The sequence below is a fragment of the Nocardioides sp. Soil805 genome, from assembly GCF_001429625.1.
Lineage (GTDB): Bacteria > Actinomycetota > Actinomycetes > Propionibacteriales > Nocardioidaceae > Nocardioides.
This window is the reverse complement of record NZ_LMSU01000004.1, coordinates 162791-178593: the sequence shown is the minus strand read 5'-3', so window position 1 is coordinate 178593 and position 15803 is coordinate 162791. Positions and strand designations below refer to the sequence as shown.

The window sequence follows — 15803 nt, the reverse complement described above, 5'->3', positions numbered from 1 at the left end:
AGTAGGGGGCCCGGACACCGGCGCCCAAAGCGACGCGGTGATGTGGACGAGTGTCCTCTACTCTGGTGCGCGAAGTACTGCCAGCACCCGAGTGGAAGGGCCTCCCCAGACCCCCATGGACGGCTATCAAAGTCGCCGCACGACCGTCTCCCTGACCAATCGAGGAGCCGCGTCGTGACCCCGTGGCTCCTCCTGCTCGTCTCGTTCGCCCTCATCGCGGTCTGTGGCGTGTTCGTCGCCGCCGAGTTCTCCTTCGTCACCGTCGACCGGTCGACGGTGGAGCGTGCCGCCAGCGGCGGGGACGCCTCCGCGGCGGGCGTGCAACGCGCCCTCAAGTCGCTCTCCACCCAGCTCTCCGGCGCCCAGGTGGGCATCACGGTGACCAACCTCGCCGTCGGTTTCCTCGCGGAGCCGGCCATCGCCACCCTGGTGCGCGACCCGTTGACCGCGGCAGGGCTGCCGGACGGCTGGGTGCCACCGATCTCGGTGGCCATCGGCCTGACCCTCGGCACCATCCTCACGATGCTCTTCGGCGAGATGGTCCCCAAGAACCTCGCCCTGGCCAAGCCGCTCGAGACCGCTCGGGCCACCCAGGGCTTCATGCGCGGCTTCACCGCCGCGTCGCGCTGGCCCATCAAGGTGCTCAACAACTCCGCCAACACGCTCGTACGCCGCCTCGGCATCGAGCCGCAGGAGGAGCTCCGCTCCGCGCGCAGCTCCGAGGAGCTCGCCTCCCTCGTGCAGCGCTCGGCCGACCAGGGCACCCTCGACGCCGAGACCGCCGAGCTCATGGAGCGCAGCGTCGAGTTCGGCACCCGTACCGCGGGCGAGATCATGACGCCCCGGGTGCGCACCACCACCGTCGAGGAGGGCGACCGGGCCAGCACGGTCATCGAGCTGGCCCGCCAGACCGGCCTGTCCCGCTTCCCGGTGCTGGACCAGGAGGACGCGGTCGTCGGCACCGTCCACGTCAAGCACGCCGTCGCGCTGCCCGTCCACGAGCGCGCCACCACCCGGATCAAGCACATCATGGTCAAGCCCACCGTCGTCCCCGACAGCCTGCGGCTCGACCCCCTGCTCGCCCTGCTGCGCGGCGACGGCTTCCAGATGGCCATCGTGCTCGACGAGTACGGCGGCCACGCGGGCATCGTGACCCTCGAGGACGTCGTGGAGGAGATCGTCGGCGACATCTCCGACGAGCACGACCGGCTCGGTGCCCGGGCCCGCCAGCGCCGCGACGGCGCCTGGAGCCTGTCGGGGCTGCTGCGGCCCGACGAGGTCGAGGACGCCACCGGCATCGAGCTGCCCGACCACGAGGACTACGACACCATCGGCGGGCTCGTCATGCAGCGCCTCGGCAAGATCCCGCACGCCGGCGACCGCGTCGAGGTGCCCGTCCCGGACCGTTCGGACCCGGACGAGCCGCGCGAGGACCTCGCCACGCTCACCGTCGAGCGGATGGACGGCCTGCGCATCGACCGCCTCGAGCTGAGGCTGGTGACGCTGGACGAGCTGTCCGTCGAGCCGACCGACCCGGCCTCGGGGGAGGGGGACGACCGTGGGTGACCTGACCGGCGTCGTCGTCGCCGTCGTGCTGCTCGTGCTCAACGCCTTCTTCGTGGGCGCCGAGTTCGCGCTGCTGTCCGCGCGACGCAGCCAGATCGAGCCGCTGGCCCAGTCGGGGTCGCGCCGGGCTCGCACCGCCCTGCGCGCCATGGAGCAGGTCTCGCTGGTGATGGCGGGCGCCCAGCTCGGCATCACCGTCTGCTCGCTGGGCCTCGGTGCCGTCGGCGAGCCCGCCGTGGCGCACCTGCTCGAGCCGCTGTTCCACGCGCTGCGGGTCCCCGAGGGGGCCCTGCACCCGGTGTCGTTCGTCGTCGCGATGTCGATCGTCGTCTACCTGCACGTGGTGCTCGGGGAGATGGTCCCCAAGAACATCGCCCTGGCCGGCCCCACCCGGGCCGCGCTCCTGCTCGGCCCGCCGATGATGGTCATCGTGACCGTGCTGCGACCGGTGATCCTGCTGCTCAACCTCGCCGCCAACGGCATCCTGCGACTGCTCCGGGTAGAGCCCAAGGAGGAGGTCAGCTCCAGCTACACCCGCGAGGAGGTCGCGGCCCTTGTGGAGGAGTCGCGCGGCGAGGGCATGATCGCGGCCGACGAGTACGACCGCCTCGCCGGCGCGCTCGGCTTCACCGAGAAGACCGTCTCCACCGTCCTGATGCCCGTCGAGGGCCTCTCCACGGTCCTGCGGGGGTCGACGGCGGCCGACGTCGAGGCGCTGTGCGCGGCCACCGGCTTCAGCCGCTTCCCGGTCGCCGACCCGGACGGCACGCTGGTGGGCTACCTCCACATCAAGGACGTGCTGGAGAGCGACGAGGAGCGTCGTCAGCGCCCGATCGACGACAAGTGGGTGCGCCCCTTCGCCACCGTCGGGCCCGACGACCTCCTTCATGAGGCCCTCGAGAGCCTGCAGCTGCGCGGGGCGCACATGGCCCGCGTCGTACGCCGCGACGGCGAGGTGCTGGGCCTGGTCACCCTCGAGGACGTGCTCGAGGAGCTGGTCGGTGTCATCCGCGACGGCTCCCACCACGAGGCCGGCACGAGTGCCGCCGAGTCGTGACCGTGCGTGCGACGCCCGCTGGATAGGGTGAGCGAGACGTTGATCCCGACTCACCCGATGGCAGGCGATTCCGTGCAGGAGCAGACCCACCGCTCACGCGTGTGGACGATCCCCAACCTGCTCAGCATGGCTCGGCTCGCCGGTGTGCCCGTCTTCCTCTGGCTCGTGCTCGGCCCGGAGGCCGACGCGCTGGCGCTGGCGCTGCTCATGGTCTCGGGAGTGACCGACTGGCTCGACGGCTACCTCGCCCGCAGGCTCGACCAGCACTCCAGCCTGGGGGAGATCCTCGACCCGGTTGCCGACCGCCTCTACATCCTCGCCGTCGTCGTGGGGCTGGCCCTGCGCGACATCATCCCGTGGTGGGTGGCGATCATCCTGCCCCTGCGGGACCTGCTGCTGTGGGGACTGGTGCCGCTCCTGCGCACCCGCGGCTACAGCGCGCTGCCGGTGCACTTCCTCGGCAAGGCCGCGACCTTCAACCTCCTGTACGCGTTCCCGTTGCTGCTGCTCGGTGAGGGCGACGGGGCGATCCCGACCCTGGCCCGCGTCTTCGGGTGGGCCTTCGCCTTCTGGGGCATCGGGCTCTACTGGTGGGCGGGCGTGCTCTACGCGTGGCAGGTCCGCGGACTGTTGCGCGACACCGAGCCACGACCACGGACGAGGGCCGGCGATGCCTGACCTCTCCGCCCCCGAGCGGCCCCGTGACCTGCCCGAGCACGTCACCACCCCGCTGCTCGCCCTCATCACGACGCGGTCGATGGACGAGGACTACGCCCACGTCGCCCGGCGCAGGACCGAGCGTGGCGAGTCGTCACCCGCACGTCGCCGCGGCTGGACCACGCTGGCCGTCGTGGGCACCTTCGGGCTCCTGGTCACCGTGGCCGCGGTCCAGACGTCCCGTGACGCCGACGTTCAGGAGCTCGGCCGGGCGACGCTCATCTCCAAGATCGACGACGGGCGCGACGAGGTGGCGGCCCTCCAGCGCGAGATCCGCACCCTCAACGACGCGCGGATCGCCGCCCAGGACCGCAACGACGTCCTCGCCGCCCAGTCCGAGGACCTCGAGGCGCGCGTGCGCCGCGTCGAGGTCCGCACCGGCTTCGTCCCGGTGCGCGGCGAGGGGGTGCGGATCACCGTGACCAACCCGCAGAGCGACGACCCCAACGACGAGATCCGCGACGAGGACCTCGCCACGCTGGTCGACGGGTTGTGGCAGGCGGGTGCCGAGGCGATCGCCATCAACGGCATCCGGCTCACCGCGCTGAGCGGGATCCGCAACACCGGTCGGGCCATCCTCGTCAACAGCCAGCCGCTGACCCCGCCGTACGTCGTCGAGGCGATCGGCGACAACGCGACCCTGCAGGCGAGGCTCCTCGAGAGCAGCCAGGGCCAGGACTGGTTCGGCCTCGTCAACGGCTTCGGCTTCGGCTACGAGCCCGAGAATGTCACCATGGTCCGGCTCCCGGCCAGCACGCTGCGTCCCCTGCGCGACGTCACCGAGGGCTCCGCGCAGGACCAGTCCACGAAGGAGGAGGGGGTCACACCGTGATCGCAGCACTCGGACTCCTGCTCGGCGTGCTCGCCGGCCTCGTCTTCGCCCCCGACGTCCCGCTGGGCCTCGAGCCCTACCTGCCGATCGCGGTGGTCGCGGCCCTGGACGCGGTCTTCGGTGGCCTGCGCGCCTTCCTCGACGGCATCTTCGACGACAAGGTCTTCGTCGTCTCCTTCATCAGCAACGTCGTCATCGCGGCGCTGATCGTCTACATGGGCGACAAGCTCGGGGTCGGCAGCCAGCTCTCGACCGGCGTCATCGTGGTCCTCGGCATCCGCATCTTCTCCAACGTCGCCGCGATCCGGCGCCACCTGTTCCATGCCTGAGCAGACGCCGGGCCACCCCGAGCCCCACCAGGAGCCGCACCACAAGCGCGCCGCAGTGCCGCCCGCCCCCGACGAGGAGGACGCCGGCCGCAAGCGGCTGGCCTTCACCCTGCGCCACGGGTCGCGGGCCCAGGTGGTCGTGGCCGTGCTCCTCGCGGTCCTCGGCTTCGCCTCGATCGTGCAGGTGCGCAACAACGAGCAGGACAACACCTACGCCGGCCTGCGCGAGCAGGACCTCATCGAGATCCTCAACGCCCTCACCGGGACCGCGGAGCGCGCGCGACGCGAGCGGGACCGGCTCGAGCAGACCCGCGACGAGCTGCGCTCGGAGAACACCAGCCGCGAGGCGGCACTGTCCCAGACCCAGGAACGCGCCCAGACCCTCAACATCCTGGCCGGGCTCGTGCCGGTCACCGGCCCCGGCATCCGGATCACCATCGAGGAGGGCGACGGCCCGGTGAGCGTGGGCTCCCTGCTCGACGTCGTGCAGGAGATGCGCACGGCCGACGCCGAGGCCATCGAGTTCAACGACCAGTACCGCGTGGTCGCCCAGAGCTCCTTCAACCTCGCGGTCGGCGGCATCGAGCTCGACGGCAACTTGCTGGAGCCGCCGTACGTCATCGACGTCATCGGCGACCCGCACTCGCTGCACGGCGGGCTCACCTTCGCGAGCGGCCCGATCGAGACGATGGAGAAGTACGAGGACGCCACCGTGGAGGTCGAGGAGTCGGAGTCCATCGAGATCACGAGCGTCCGCGACCCCGTGCGACCCGTCAACGCCGAGGCCGACCCCGACCAGTAGCCTGCCCACGCACCGACCAGCAACCGAGGAGACACCGTGTATCCCGAGGACCTGAAGTACACCAGCGAGCACGAGTGGGTGCGCACGCCCGGCGAGGCCGAGGGCTCGGTCCGTATCGGGATCACCCACTTCGCCCAGGACGCGCTGGGCGACATCGTCTACGTCTCGCTCCCCGAGGTGGGGGAGCAGGTGACCGGTGGCGACACCTGTGGCGAGCTCGAGTCGACCAAGTCGGTCAGCGACGTCTACGCGCCCCTCACCGGCGAGGTGGTGGCCCGCAACGAGTCGCTCGACGCCACCCCCGAGCTGGTCAACACCGACCCGTACTCCGCCGGCTGGCTCTTCGAGCTCGTGCCCTCCGACGCCTCCCAGGTCGACGGCCTCCTCGACGCCGCCGCCTACCAGGCTGGGCTGGAGGGCTGAGGCTCCGGCCGCCCGGCTGGTAGGTTCGTCACAACCGTCAACCTCAGGCCCCACCTGAGGGTTGTCGGGTGTTCGTGCACCATCGTCACAGCACCATCGTCACCGCCCGAAGTCACCGCCCTGAGGAGGGTTCATGCCGTTCTGCACCGCCTGTGGCAAGCAGAACCCGGACGACGCGCGCTTCTGCGCGCAGTGCGGCACCCGCCTGGCGTCCGCCGACGACGCGGGCGCCACCACCGGGAGCAACCGGGCCGCGAGCGACTCGACCGCGACCATCACGTTCGGGGTCCCGAGCGCCGAGTCGTCGGACCGGCAGCTCAGCCCGGTCGACGCGGCCGCCGTCGACGCCCTCCCCGAGGGACACGCGCTCCTCGTGGTCCAGCGGGGCCCCAGCGCCGGCAGCCGCTTCCTCCTCGACGCCGACCTCGTCGGTGCCGGACGGCACCCGGACAGCGAGATCTTCCTCGACGACGTCACCGTGTCCCGTCGCCACGCGGAGTTCCGCCGCAGCGGCAACGAGTTCACCGTGAGCGACGTCGGCAGCCTCAACGGCACCTACGTCAACCGCGACCGCATCGACTCGGTGCGTCTCACCGACGGCGACGAGGTCCAGATCGGCAAGTACCGCCTCGTGTTCTTCTCCGGCGCCTCGGGCAGCTGATCGGTGTCCGTCCCCTCCTCGCCGGCGTCCTCGGGACCAGCGTCCGGGTCGGTCTCGCGCGGCCGGATGAACATCGGCCAGGTCCTCGAGCAGCTGCGCACCGACTTCCCGGGCGTCACGATCCCCAAGATCCGCTTCCTCGAGGACAAGGGCCTGATCAAGCCCGAGCGCACGCCCGCGGGCTACCGCAAGTTCTCCACCGACGACGTCGACCGGTTGCGCTACGTCCTGCGCATGCAGCGTGACCACTACCTGCCGTTGAAGGTGATCGGCGAGCACCTCGACGCCATCGACCGTGGCCTCGCGCCGCCGCCGATCGAGGGCGTCGTCCCCACCGTCCCGCAGGTTGCCCTGGCGGCCGACGGCCTGCCGTCCCCCGAGTCCTTCGCTCGCACCAGCGACGTGCGGCTGTCGCGGATGGAGCTGCTCAAGATCGCGGAGGTCTCCGACGACCTCCTCACCCAGCTCGAGCAGTTCGGCCTCATCGCACCGCGCACCGGCACCCGGCACTACGACACCGATGCCCTGGTCGTCGCGCAGACGGCCCGCGAGTTGGCCGACTTCGGCTTCGAACCGCGCCACCTGCGAGCCTTCAAGACCGCCGCCGACCGCGAGGTGGGGCTGGTCGAGCAGGTCGTGGCGCCCCTCGAACGGGGCCGCGACGCGGCCGCCCGGGGGCGTGCGGCGGACGCCGTCAGCGAGATCGCCGCACTGTCCGTGCGCCTGCACGCCACCCTGGTCAAGACCGGTCTGCGACGTCGCTGACCGTCCGTGCCGGACGGCCTTGGCCCGGGAGTAGGGTGAGGACGTGCGCGAAGTAGACGTCATCGGAGTCCGCGTCGAGATGCCCTCCAACCAGCCGATCGTGCTGTTGCGGGAGGCCTCCGGCGAGCGCTACCTGCCCATCTGGATCGGGGCCGTGGAGGCCACGGCCATCGCCTTCGCCCAGCAGGGCGTCGTGCCGCCGCGACCGCTCACCCACGACCTGATGAAGGACGTGCTCGAGGCCACCGGCCAGTCGCTGAGCGAGGTCCGGGTGACGGACGTGAAGGACGGCGTCTTCTACGCCGAGCTCGTCTTCGCCTCCGGCCAGGTCGTGAGCGCCCGTCCCTCCGACTCCATCGCGCTGGCCCTGCGCACCGGCACCAAGATCGTGTGTGCCGAGGGGGTGCTCGACGAGGCCGGCCTGGCCGTGCCGGCCGAGCAGGAGGACGAGGTGGAGGCCTTCCGGGAGTTCCTCGACCACGTGTCCCCCGAGGACTTCGAGCGACCCGAAGCCTGACCCTCAACCTGAGGTTGAGGGTTACGACACGCCGCGGAGACGTTTGACCACCCTCCACCACAGGCATACGGTGAAGTTCTCCGCTGTAACTCCACCCGTGTGGTTGCCCTTCCCCGCAGCCGCCTTCCCCCGGAGCTACGCCCAGCGGTTGAAGAAGACCGTTGGAGGGTCGCCGTGGCTGTGAACGAGAACGAGCAGGATCGCGTGGGTGCCGAGGCAGCCCAGGCCGCCGAGATCGCCGACGAGCAGGGCCTGCTCTTCACCGACGACGTCTCCCCGCTGCCCAGCGACACCGGCTACCGCGGGCCGACGGCCTGCAACGCGGCCGGCATCACCTACCGCCAGCTCGACTACTGGGCCCGCACCGGCCTGGTCGAGCCCACGGTGCGCGGGGCCTCGGGCTCCGGCTCGCAGCGGCTCTACTCCTTCCGCGACATCCTGCTGCTCAAGGTCGTCAAGCGTCTGCTCGACGCCGGCATCTCGCTGCAGCAGATCCGGACGGCGGTCGCCCACCTGCGCGAGCGCGGCACCGACGACCTGACCCGCGTCACGCTGATGAGCGACGGCGCGAGCGTCTACGAGTGCACCAGCAACGACGAGGTCATCGACCTGCTCCAGGGTGGCCAGGGCGTCTTCGGCATCGCGATCGGCGGCGTGTGGCGCGAGATCGAGGGGACGCTCGCCGAGCTGCCCAGCGAGCGCACCGCCCAGGACGCGCCCGCCGCCAGCGACGAGCTCGCGGCTCGCCGCGCCGCCCGCCAGACCGGCTGAGCGCAGCACACGGACACAGGCACGACGACGGGCCCGGAGCACACGCTCCGGGCCCGTCGTACGTCTCAGGGATGCGGCTCGGCGGGTGCTAGCCCGGGGGAGCGCAGCGCCACGGCGGCCTGGCGATGGCCGGCCTCCATGGCACCGCGCAGGTCCTGCCCGGCCAGCGTCGCCACCAGGACGCCGGCGAGGAAGGCGTCCCCGGCCCCGTTGGTGTCCACCACGTCCGTCACCGGGCGCACGCGCACGTGCAGCTCGTCGGTCGCCGTCACCGCGACCGCCCCCTGCGCGCCCCGCGTGCAGATCGCCAGGGACGTGCCGGCCGCGACGCGGCTGCGCATGAAGGGCAGCGGGTCGTCCATCCCGTCGTCGTTGAGGAACAGCACGTCCGCGGCGTCCACCCAGTCGCGGTGGAAGGCCGCGGTGCCGTCGTAGTCGTGGACGTCGCACCACACCGGCCGTCCCGCGGCACGTGCCCGGGCCAGCAGGGGTCGGGAGCCCTCGGCGAGGTCGACGACCGCGACGTCGCAGGCGTCCAACGCGGCCCGCAGGTCGTCCTCGTGCGTCGTCTCGGCCGGTACGTCGGGCAGGTGCAGGTAGATCGACACCCGGCCGCCCCGGTCGTCCATGAGGTTGAGGTGCTGCTCGGTGCCGCTGGGGGAGGGGGCCGCGAGCAGGGTGATCGCATCGTGCCGCAGCGCGGCCCGGGCGAGCCCGCCCTCGGGGTCCTCGCCCAGGACGGTGGACAGCGTGACCCGGGCCCCGAGCGCGGCCAGGTGGAGGGCCTTGCCGGCGGACGTGCCGCCCAGGGTGTCGACGTGGCTGCGGGCGAAGACCGTGTGGGGGCGGGCGTCGGGGAGGTCGTCGAGCCGGACGACGCGGTTCCACGAGACGGGACCGGCGACCAGGACCTGGAAAGTCGACACGACCACATCATGGCGTGCTCGTCGGGCACGGGCTCGGGGCGCTGGTAGATTCAGGGCTGCTGACGATCCCGCGCGGGAGAGTCTTCGCCCGGTCCCGGCCGGGCAAGCGCCGAAGGGGCAATTCCTCCCCGGAACCTCTCAGGCACCCGGACCGCGCAGACCAGGCAGCTCTGGAGACCCCCGTCGGGGGACGACAGAGGGGGAGGCCCGCTGACCGCGACCCAGGGAGCCTCCATGCCGGACCCGTCCGACCTCACGACCGCCCCGTTCGTCGAGCGCCACATCGGCCTGCGCGAGCCCGACGTCGAGGCGATGCTCAAGCAGCTCGGCTTCGACGACCTCGACGCCCTGATGGAGGCGGCCGTCCCCGGCGGCATCCGGGCCGGCGCGGACCTCGACCTGCCTGCCGCCCTCACCGAGGACCTGGCGGCGCGGGAGCTGCGGCGCATCGCCGGGCTCAACCGTCCTGCGGAGGCGATGATCGGGCTGGGCTACCACGCGACGATCACCCCGCCGGTCATCCGTCGCAACGTCCTCGAGGACCCGAGCTGGTACACCGCCTACACGCCGTACCAGCCGGAGATCTCCCAGGGCCGGCTCGAGGCCCTGATCAACTTCCAGACGGTGATCGGGGACCTGACCGGCCTGCCGACCGCCAACGCGTCGCTGCTCGACGAGGGCACCGCGGCCGCCGAGGCGATGACGCTCGTACGCCGCGGCAACCGCAAGGCCGCCGGCCCGTTCGTCGTGGACGCCGACGCGCTCCCGCAGACGATCGACGTGGTGCGCACCCGCGCCGAGGCGATGGGCATCGACGTGGTCGTGGCCGACCTCGCCGAGGGCCTCCCCGACGGCGAGCTCTCCGGGGTCCTGGTGCAGTACCCCGGCGCCTCGGGTCGCGTGCTCGACCCGCGACCGGTGATCGAGGCCGCCCACGAGCGCAACGCGCTGACCGTGGTGGCTGCCGACCTGCTGGCGCTGACCGTGCTGGAGGCGCCGGGCGAGCTCGGCGCCGACGTGGTCGTCGGCTCCTCCCAGCGTTTCGGGGTGCCGCTGTTCTACGGCGGCCCCCACGCCGGCTACATGGCGGTCGCGGACGGGCTCGAGCGGCACCTGCCCGGTCGCCTCGTCGGAGTCTCCGTCGACGCGGAGGGCCGCCCGGCGTACCGCCTCGCCCTGCAGACCCGCGAGCAGCACATCCGCCGCGACAAGGCGACCTCCAACATCTGCACCGCGCAGGTGCTGCTGGCGGTCGTGGCGTCGATGTACGCCGTCTACCACGGTCCCGACGGGCTGCGAGAGATCGCGCGCCGCACGCACCGCTCCGCCGCTCGCATCGCCGCCGCCCTGCGGGCCGGGGGAGTGGAGCTCGAGCACGACACCTTCTTCGACACCCTGACCGCCGTGGTGCCCGGTCGCGCCGCCGACGTGGTGGCGGGGGCCCGCAGCCTGGGCCTGCACCTGCGCCACGTCGACGGCGACCGGGTCGGCATCAGCACCTCCGAGTGCACCACGCCGGCCACCGTCGCGTGCGTGCTGCGCGCCTTCGGGGTCACGGCCCACGTCGACGACGAGGACGTGGCCGAGGGGCTGCCCGCGGACCTGCGCCGCGCGACTGCGTACCTCACCCACGAGGTCTTCACCAGCCACCACAGCGAGACGCAGATGCTGCGCTACCTGCGTCGACTCTCGGGCCGCGACTACGCGCTGGACCGCGGGATGATCCCGCTCGGCTCCTGCACGATGAAGCTCAACGCCACCACCGAGATGGAGCCGATCAGCCTGCCCGGCTTCGCCGACCTGCACCCCTTCGCCCCCGCCGAGGACGCGGCCGGCTACCGGCAGCTCGTGGACGAGCTCGAGGGCTGGCTGGCCGAGGTCACCGGCTACGACCGGGTCTCGATCCAGCCCAACGCCGGTTCGCAGGGCGAGCTGGCCGGCCTGCTCGCGATCCGCGGCTACCACCGCGGGCGGGGCGACGAGGCCCGCAATGTCTGCCTCATCCCCTCGTCCGCCCACGGCACCAACGCGGCCTCCGCGGTGATGGCCGGCATGAAGGTCGTGGTGGTGAAGGCCGGTGACGACGGCACCGTCGACCTCGACGACCTGCGGGCGGCGTGCGAGAAGCACGCCGACGAGCTGGCCGCGATCATGGTGACCTACCCCTCGACCCACGGGGCCTACGAGGACACCATCACCGAGCTGTGCGAGATCGTGCACGGCCACGGCGGCCAGGTGTACGTCGACGGCGCCAACCTCAACGCCCTGCTCGGCCACGCCAAGCCGGGTGAGTTCGGCGGCGACGTGTCGCACCTCAACCTGCACAAGACCTTCTGCATCCCGCACGGCGGCGGTGGCCCCGGCGTCGGCCCGGTGGCGGTGCGCGAGCACCTCGCGCCGTACCTCCCGTCGCACCCCATGCACCCCGAGGAGGGCAAGCGCACGGGCATCGGCGCGATCAGCGCGGCGCCGTACGGCTCGGCGGGCATCCTGCCGATCTCGTGGGCCTACATCCGGCTCATGGGCGGCCCGGGCCTCACCCGCGCGACCTCGGTGGCGGTGCTCAGCGCCAACTACGTCGCGCACCGGCTCCAGGAGCACTACCCGGTGCTCTACCGCGGCCACGGGGGCCTGGTGGCCCACGAGTGCATCCTCGACGTGCGCGGGCTGACCAAGGAGTCGGGGGTGAGCGTCGACGACGTGGCCAAGCGGCTGGTCGACTACGGCTTCCACGCGCCGACCATGTCGTTCCCGGTCGCCGGGACCCTCATGGTCGAGCCGACCGAGTCCGAGGACCTCGCCGAGATCGACCGCTTCTGCGACGCGATGATCGCGATCCGCGAGGAGATCGCCCAGGTCCAGGCCGGGACGTGGAGCCCGGAGGACTCTCCGCTGCGCAACGCCCCGCACACCGCCCGCGCGCTGGTCGGCGAGTGGGACCGCGCCTACTCCCGCGAGGTCGGCGTCTTCCCGACCGGCGTGGACCCCGACAAGTACTGGCCGCCGGTGGCGCGCATCGACCAGGCGTACGGCGACCGCAACCTCGTGTGCGCCTGCCCGCCGCCCGAGGCCTTCGCCGAATGAGCCCGGAGGGCCCGGCACGCGGTCACGATGGCGCCCTGCTCGGCGACGCCGTCACCGACCACACGGCGCGACGGCTGCGCTGGCGCACGGCCACAGCACAGGCCGAGGGCCACGTGCCCTCGGTCGTCGCCGGCATCGTGCGCGGCGGCGGGCTCGCGTGGGCCGACGGCGTCGGCGACGTGCCCGGCGACGTCGTCGACACGCAGTACAAGATCGGCTCGATCACCAAGACCCTCACCGCCGTGCTGGTCCTCCAGCTCGTCGAGGAGGGGGCGCTGTCCCTCGACTCGCCGGCGTCCGAGGTGCTCGGCGAGGTCGGCTATGCCGACCGCACGATCCGCCAGCTGCTCGCCCACTCCGGGGGCCTGCAGGCCGAGCCGGCCGGGTCGTGGTGGGAGCGGACCGAGGGCGGGACGTTCGAGGAGCTCGCCGAGGCCAACGACGGCTCTGCGGCGGCGTTCGACCCCGACCGGCAGTTCCACTACTCCAACCTCGGCTACGGGCTGTTGGGCGAGGTCGTGGCCCGGCTGCGCGGACAGACCTGGTGGGAGGCGGTCGAGGAGCGGATCCTCGAGCCCCTCGGCATGACCCGGACGTCGTACCAGGCGAGCGGTGCGCACGCGCTCGGCTGGTCGGTGCACCCGTACGCGCAGACGCTGATCCCCGAGCCGCTGCCCGACACCGCCGCCATGGCGCCCGCCGGCCAGGTGTGGAGCACCGTCGCCGACCTCGCGACCTACTGCACGTTCCTGCTCGACGGCCACGACGCCGTCCTGCCCGCCCCGGTCCTGGCGCGGGCCTTCACACCGCAGGCGGGTGAGGAATCCAGTGGGCTGGCCTACGCGCACGGCCTGGGCTTCCAGGTCTTCCGCGGCGGCGCCGGCACCCTCGTCGGGCACAGCGGCTCGATGCCCGGCTTCCACGCGATCTGCCTCGTCGACCGCACCCGGCGCACCGGCGTGGTCGGGCTCGTCAACGCCACCGGCGGCGTGCCGGTCGCGGCCTTCGGAGCCGCGCTGCTCGACGAGCTGGAGCGGTGCGAGCCGACCCTGCCGCCCGTGTGGCGTCCCAACGAGAGCGTGCCGGAGTCCTTCGCCGACGTGCTCGGCGTCTGGCACTGGGGTGCCACGCCCTACGTGTTCGCCTGCGAGGGCGGCCACCTGGTCGCTCGCCGCCGGCAGGTCGAGCTGTGGCGGTTCGCGGACGTCGAGGGCCGGATCGTCGGGTCGCGCGGCTACCACGCGGGGGAGGAGCTGCTCGTCGTACGCCGCCCCGACGGGTCGGTCTCGCACCTCGACGTGGGCACGTTCATCCTCACCCGGCAGCCCTACGAGCCCGGTGCCCCCGTGCCCGGCGGACACCCCGCCTGAACAGATCCGGTCCGGGCATGCCCTGTCCTGGGGACTCGTACCGGGCGGACGAGGCGGGACCCCCGGCGGTGCGATAGACCTCAGGGGTGCCGGACCACCACGAGGTCGAGCTGACGTGGTCGCCTGCCGCCGAGGCGGAGGTGCCCGACCTGACCGGCCTGCCCGGGGTCGTCTCCGTCCTGCCGGGCGGCACCGACGAGCTGACCGCCGTCTACTTCGACACCGCCGACCTGTCGCTGATGGCCGCCGGCGTCACGCTCCGCCGACGTGAGGGCGGCGCTGACGAGGGCTGGCACCTCAAGATCCCGGCGGGGAGCGGACGTGACGAGGTGCACCTGCCCCTGGCGCGGGCGCGGCACGTCGTGCCGAAGCCCCTGCGCGAGGCTGTGCTCGCCTGGAGCCGGGGGGCGGACCTCGTGCCGGTGGCCACCGTCGACACCCACCGCACCACCCACCGTCTCGTCGGACAGGGCGGAGCCGACCTCGCCGAGCTGGCGGACGACCGGGTCCGTGGCCGGCTGCCCGACACCGCGGACACGCCGGTCGAGTGGCGGGAGTGGGAGCTCGAGCTCGTCACGGACGGTCCGGACCTGCTGGAGGCGGCCACCCGGCTGCTGGGCGACCAAGGCGTCGGGCTGAGCACGGTGCAGCGCAAGGTGGAGCACGTCCTCGGGGACCGGGTCCCGCGAGCCACCCCGTCGCGACGACCGAAGCCGCGGCGACCGGCCGGCCTGGCCCTGGTCGCGCTGCTGCGCGAGCAGCGGGCGGAGCTGGCGTGCCGGGACAGCGCCATCCGCCGCGGTGAGCCGGACTCCGTGCACCGGGCGCGCATCGCCACCCGACGCATCCGGTCGGCGTTGGGGGCCTTCGGAACGCTGCTGGAGCCCGACGTGGCCGACAGGGTCGGGCACGAGCTCCGCTGGCTGGCCCGGACGCTCGGCGACTCGCGCGACGTCGAGGTCGCGCACGCCCGCCTGCTGCACCTCGTCGACGCGCAGCCCGCCGACCTGGTCGTCGGTCCCGTACGACGCCGCATCGACGCGACGTACGCCGAGCGCCAGCGGCGCGCCGACGACCAGGTCCGCACCGCCCTGGAGTCGCCGCGCTACCTGGCGCTCCTGGCGTCCCTGGACACCCTCGTGCTGGACGGTCGGGTGGGCGACGCCCCGTGGACCGAGCTGGCGGGCCGGCCGGCCCGCGACGTGCTGCGCCCGCTGGTCGTCGAGGAGTGGAGGGAGCTGCGGCGTCAGGTCCGCGCCATGCCGGACGCGGACGACCGCGACGCCGCGGTGCACGACGCCCGGAAGGCGGCCAAGCGGCTGCGCTACGTGGTGGAGGCGCTGGTCCCCGTCTGGGGCGACGACGCCCGCGCGCTCGCCGGTGCGGCCAAGCGCATGTCCTCCGTGCTCGGCGACCGCCAGGACACCGTCGTCGCCCGTACCGACCTGCTCGACCTCGCCGCCGCGGCCACCGCGGCGGGCGAGAGCGCCTTCACCTACGGCCGGCTGCACGCCGGCGAGGAGGCGCATGCCGAGCGCCTCGACCGGGACTTCGACCGGCTCTGGGCCGCCGACGTGAGCCGCAAGAAGCTGCGCGCCTGGCTGAAGGGCGCGAGGTGACCGGGCCCCCCGGGGCCACGGTGGAGGAGGGTGCCCGGGACGTGCACCGCGCCTGGTGGTCCCTGCTGCTCTTCCCGGTGTCGTTCCTCGGCGCGTTCGCCGTGGGCGAGGGCCTCGCGTCCCTGTTCGGCCACCCGTCGGGGGACAGCGGGGACGTGCCGGTGTGGGTCATGGCGGTCGCAGGCGGGCCCGCGCTGCTGGTCTTCGTGCTCCCCGCGATCCTGGCGGTGGTGTCCTGCCGGCGGGCACAGCGGCAGGGCAACCCCGGCGGTCGCGTGCCGATGCGGATCGCGGTCGGCACGGCTGCACTCTTCGTGCTGCTGAACGTCGTGCAGGGAGTCCTCGTCGTCGTGCTCGACTGAGC

The 15803-nt window shown here is 72.7% G+C and carries 16 protein-coding genes and 1 riboswitch; of the genes, 15 read left to right on the top strand and 1 reads right to left on the bottom strand.

What is annotated here, in order from left to right; genetic code table 11:
- Positions 1 to 174 precede the first annotated feature (174 nt).
- From ASG94_RS18285 to ASG94_RS18235, 11 genes are all read left to right on the top strand, one after another.
- The gene (locus tag ASG94_RS18285; protein ID WP_056927910.1) at positions 175 to 1566 is read left to right on the top strand and encodes a hemolysin family protein; all 1392 of its coding nucleotides are present in this window, start codon (positions 175 to 177) and stop codon (positions 1564 to 1566) included.
- Entirely contained in the window at positions 1559 to 2623 is a 1065-nt protein-coding gene (locus tag ASG94_RS18280; protein ID WP_056927909.1) for a hemolysin family protein, read from the top strand. Before ASG94_RS18285 ends, ASG94_RS18280 begins: the two co-directional genes overlap by 8 nt.
- A 57-nt stretch (positions 2624 to 2680) precedes the next feature.
- Positions 2681 to 3301 (top strand): CDP-alcohol phosphatidyltransferase family protein, encoded by a 621-nt coding sequence (locus ASG94_RS18275; RefSeq protein ID WP_056927908.1) that lies wholly within the window; start codon positions 2681 to 2683, stop codon positions 3299 to 3301.
- Positions 3294 to 4172: a DUF881 domain-containing protein gene (locus tag ASG94_RS18270; protein WP_056927907.1), complete on the top strand. Its 879-nt coding sequence runs from the start codon at positions 3294 to 3296 to the stop codon at positions 4170 to 4172. The genes ASG94_RS18275 and ASG94_RS18270 overlap by 8 nt, the downstream gene beginning before the upstream one ends.
- Complete coding sequence (locus ASG94_RS18265) at positions 4169 to 4501, top strand: small basic family protein (protein WP_056927906.1); 333 nt, start codon at positions 4169 to 4171, stop codon at positions 4499 to 4501. Before ASG94_RS18270 ends, ASG94_RS18265 begins: the two co-directional genes overlap by 4 nt.
- Positions 4494 to 5303 (top strand): DUF881 domain-containing protein, encoded by an 810-nt coding sequence (locus ASG94_RS18260; protein WP_082624338.1) that lies wholly within the window; start codon positions 4494 to 4496, stop codon positions 5301 to 5303. Before ASG94_RS18265 ends, ASG94_RS18260 begins: the two co-directional genes overlap by 8 nt.
- A 36-nt stretch (positions 5304 to 5339) precedes the next feature.
- Positions 5340 to 5726 carry a glycine cleavage system protein GcvH gene (gene gcvH / locus ASG94_RS18255; protein ID WP_056927905.1) on the top strand — a complete coding sequence of 129 codons (387 nt, stop codon included), beginning with the start codon at positions 5340 to 5342 and terminating at the stop codon, positions 5724 to 5726.
- A 133-nt stretch (positions 5727 to 5859) separates the two neighbouring features.
- Positions 5860 to 6387: an FHA domain-containing protein gene (locus ASG94_RS18250; RefSeq protein ID WP_056927904.1), complete on the top strand. Its 528-nt coding sequence runs from the start codon at positions 5860 to 5862 to the stop codon at positions 6385 to 6387.
- 3 nt (positions 6388 to 6390) lie between these two features.
- Complete coding sequence (gene ftsR, locus ASG94_RS18245) at positions 6391 to 7152, top strand: transcriptional regulator FtsR (RefSeq protein WP_327152784.1); 762 nt, start codon at positions 6391 to 6393, stop codon at positions 7150 to 7152.
- A gap of 43 nt (positions 7153 to 7195) precedes the next feature.
- A complete protein-coding gene (locus tag ASG94_RS18240) occupies positions 7196 to 7669 on the top strand; it encodes a bifunctional nuclease family protein (RefSeq protein WP_082624337.1) in 474 nt (157 codons plus the stop codon).
- Positions 7670 to 7873: 204 nt separating this feature from the next.
- The gene (locus tag ASG94_RS18235; protein WP_056927988.1) at positions 7874 to 8440 is read left to right on the top strand and encodes a MerR family transcriptional regulator; all 567 of its coding nucleotides are present in this window, start codon (positions 7874 to 7876) and stop codon (positions 8438 to 8440) included.
- Positions 8441 to 8505: 65 nt separating this feature from the next.
- Here the strand turns inward: ASG94_RS18235 and ASG94_RS18230 are convergent, their stop codons facing one another.
- Complete coding sequence (locus ASG94_RS18230; protein WP_056927987.1) at positions 8506 to 9366, bottom strand: carbohydrate kinase family protein; 861 nt, start codon at positions 9364 to 9366, stop codon at positions 8506 to 8508.
- A 63-nt stretch (positions 9367 to 9429) separates the two neighbouring features.
- Positions 9430 to 9530: riboswitch (glycine riboswitch) on the top strand.
- A 70-nt stretch (positions 9531 to 9600) separates the two neighbouring features.
- On the opposite strand from ASG94_RS18230, the gene gcvP reads away from it, so the two are divergent.
- The 4 genes from gcvP (at position 9601) to ASG94_RS18210 (ending at position 15801) form a co-directional block, all read left to right on the top strand.
- Positions 9601 to 12450 (top strand): aminomethyl-transferring glycine dehydrogenase, encoded by a 2850-nt coding sequence (gcvP, locus tag ASG94_RS18225; RefSeq protein WP_056927901.1) that lies wholly within the window; start codon positions 9601 to 9603, stop codon positions 12448 to 12450.
- The gene (locus ASG94_RS18220; RefSeq protein ID WP_056927900.1) at positions 12447 to 13820 is read left to right on the top strand and encodes a serine hydrolase domain-containing protein; all 1374 of its coding nucleotides are present in this window, start codon (positions 12447 to 12449) and stop codon (positions 13818 to 13820) included. Before gcvP ends, ASG94_RS18220 begins: the two co-directional genes overlap by 4 nt.
- Positions 13821 to 13906: 86 nt before the next feature.
- Positions 13907 to 15439, top strand: a complete 1533-nt coding sequence (locus ASG94_RS18215; RefSeq protein WP_056927899.1) for a CYTH and CHAD domain-containing protein — start codon at positions 13907 to 13909, stop codon at positions 15437 to 15439.
- On the top strand, positions 15436 to 15801 hold the full coding sequence (locus ASG94_RS18210; protein ID WP_156411694.1) for a hypothetical protein: 366 nt from the start codon (positions 15436 to 15438) through the stop codon (positions 15799 to 15801). The genes ASG94_RS18215 and ASG94_RS18210 overlap by 4 nt, the downstream gene beginning before the upstream one ends.
- The last annotated feature ends 2 nt before the right edge of the window (positions 15802 to 15803 follow it).

Coding starts and splice junctions, on each gene's coding strand:
- ASG94_RS18275 (WP_056927908.1), top strand. CDS start 2,681: ATGGCAGGCGATTCCGTGCAGGAGCAGACCCACCGCTCACGCGTGTGG.
- ASG94_RS18270 (WP_056927907.1), top strand. CDS start 3,294: ATGCCTGACCTCTCCGCCCCCGAGCGGCCCCGTGACCTGCCCGAGCAC.
- ASG94_RS18260 (WP_082624338.1), top strand. CDS start 4,494: ATGCCTGAGCAGACGCCGGGCCACCCCGAGCCCCACCAGGAGCCGCAC.
- ASG94_RS18250 (WP_056927904.1), top strand. CDS start 5,860: ATGCCGTTCTGCACCGCCTGTGGCAAGCAGAACCCGGACGACGCGCGC.
- gcvP (WP_056927901.1), top strand. CDS start 9,601: ATGCCGGACCCGTCCGACCTCACGACCGCCCCGTTCGTCGAGCGCCAC.
- ASG94_RS18220 (WP_056927900.1), top strand. CDS start 12,447: ATGAGCCCGGAGGGCCCGGCACGCGGTCACGATGGCGCCCTGCTCGGC.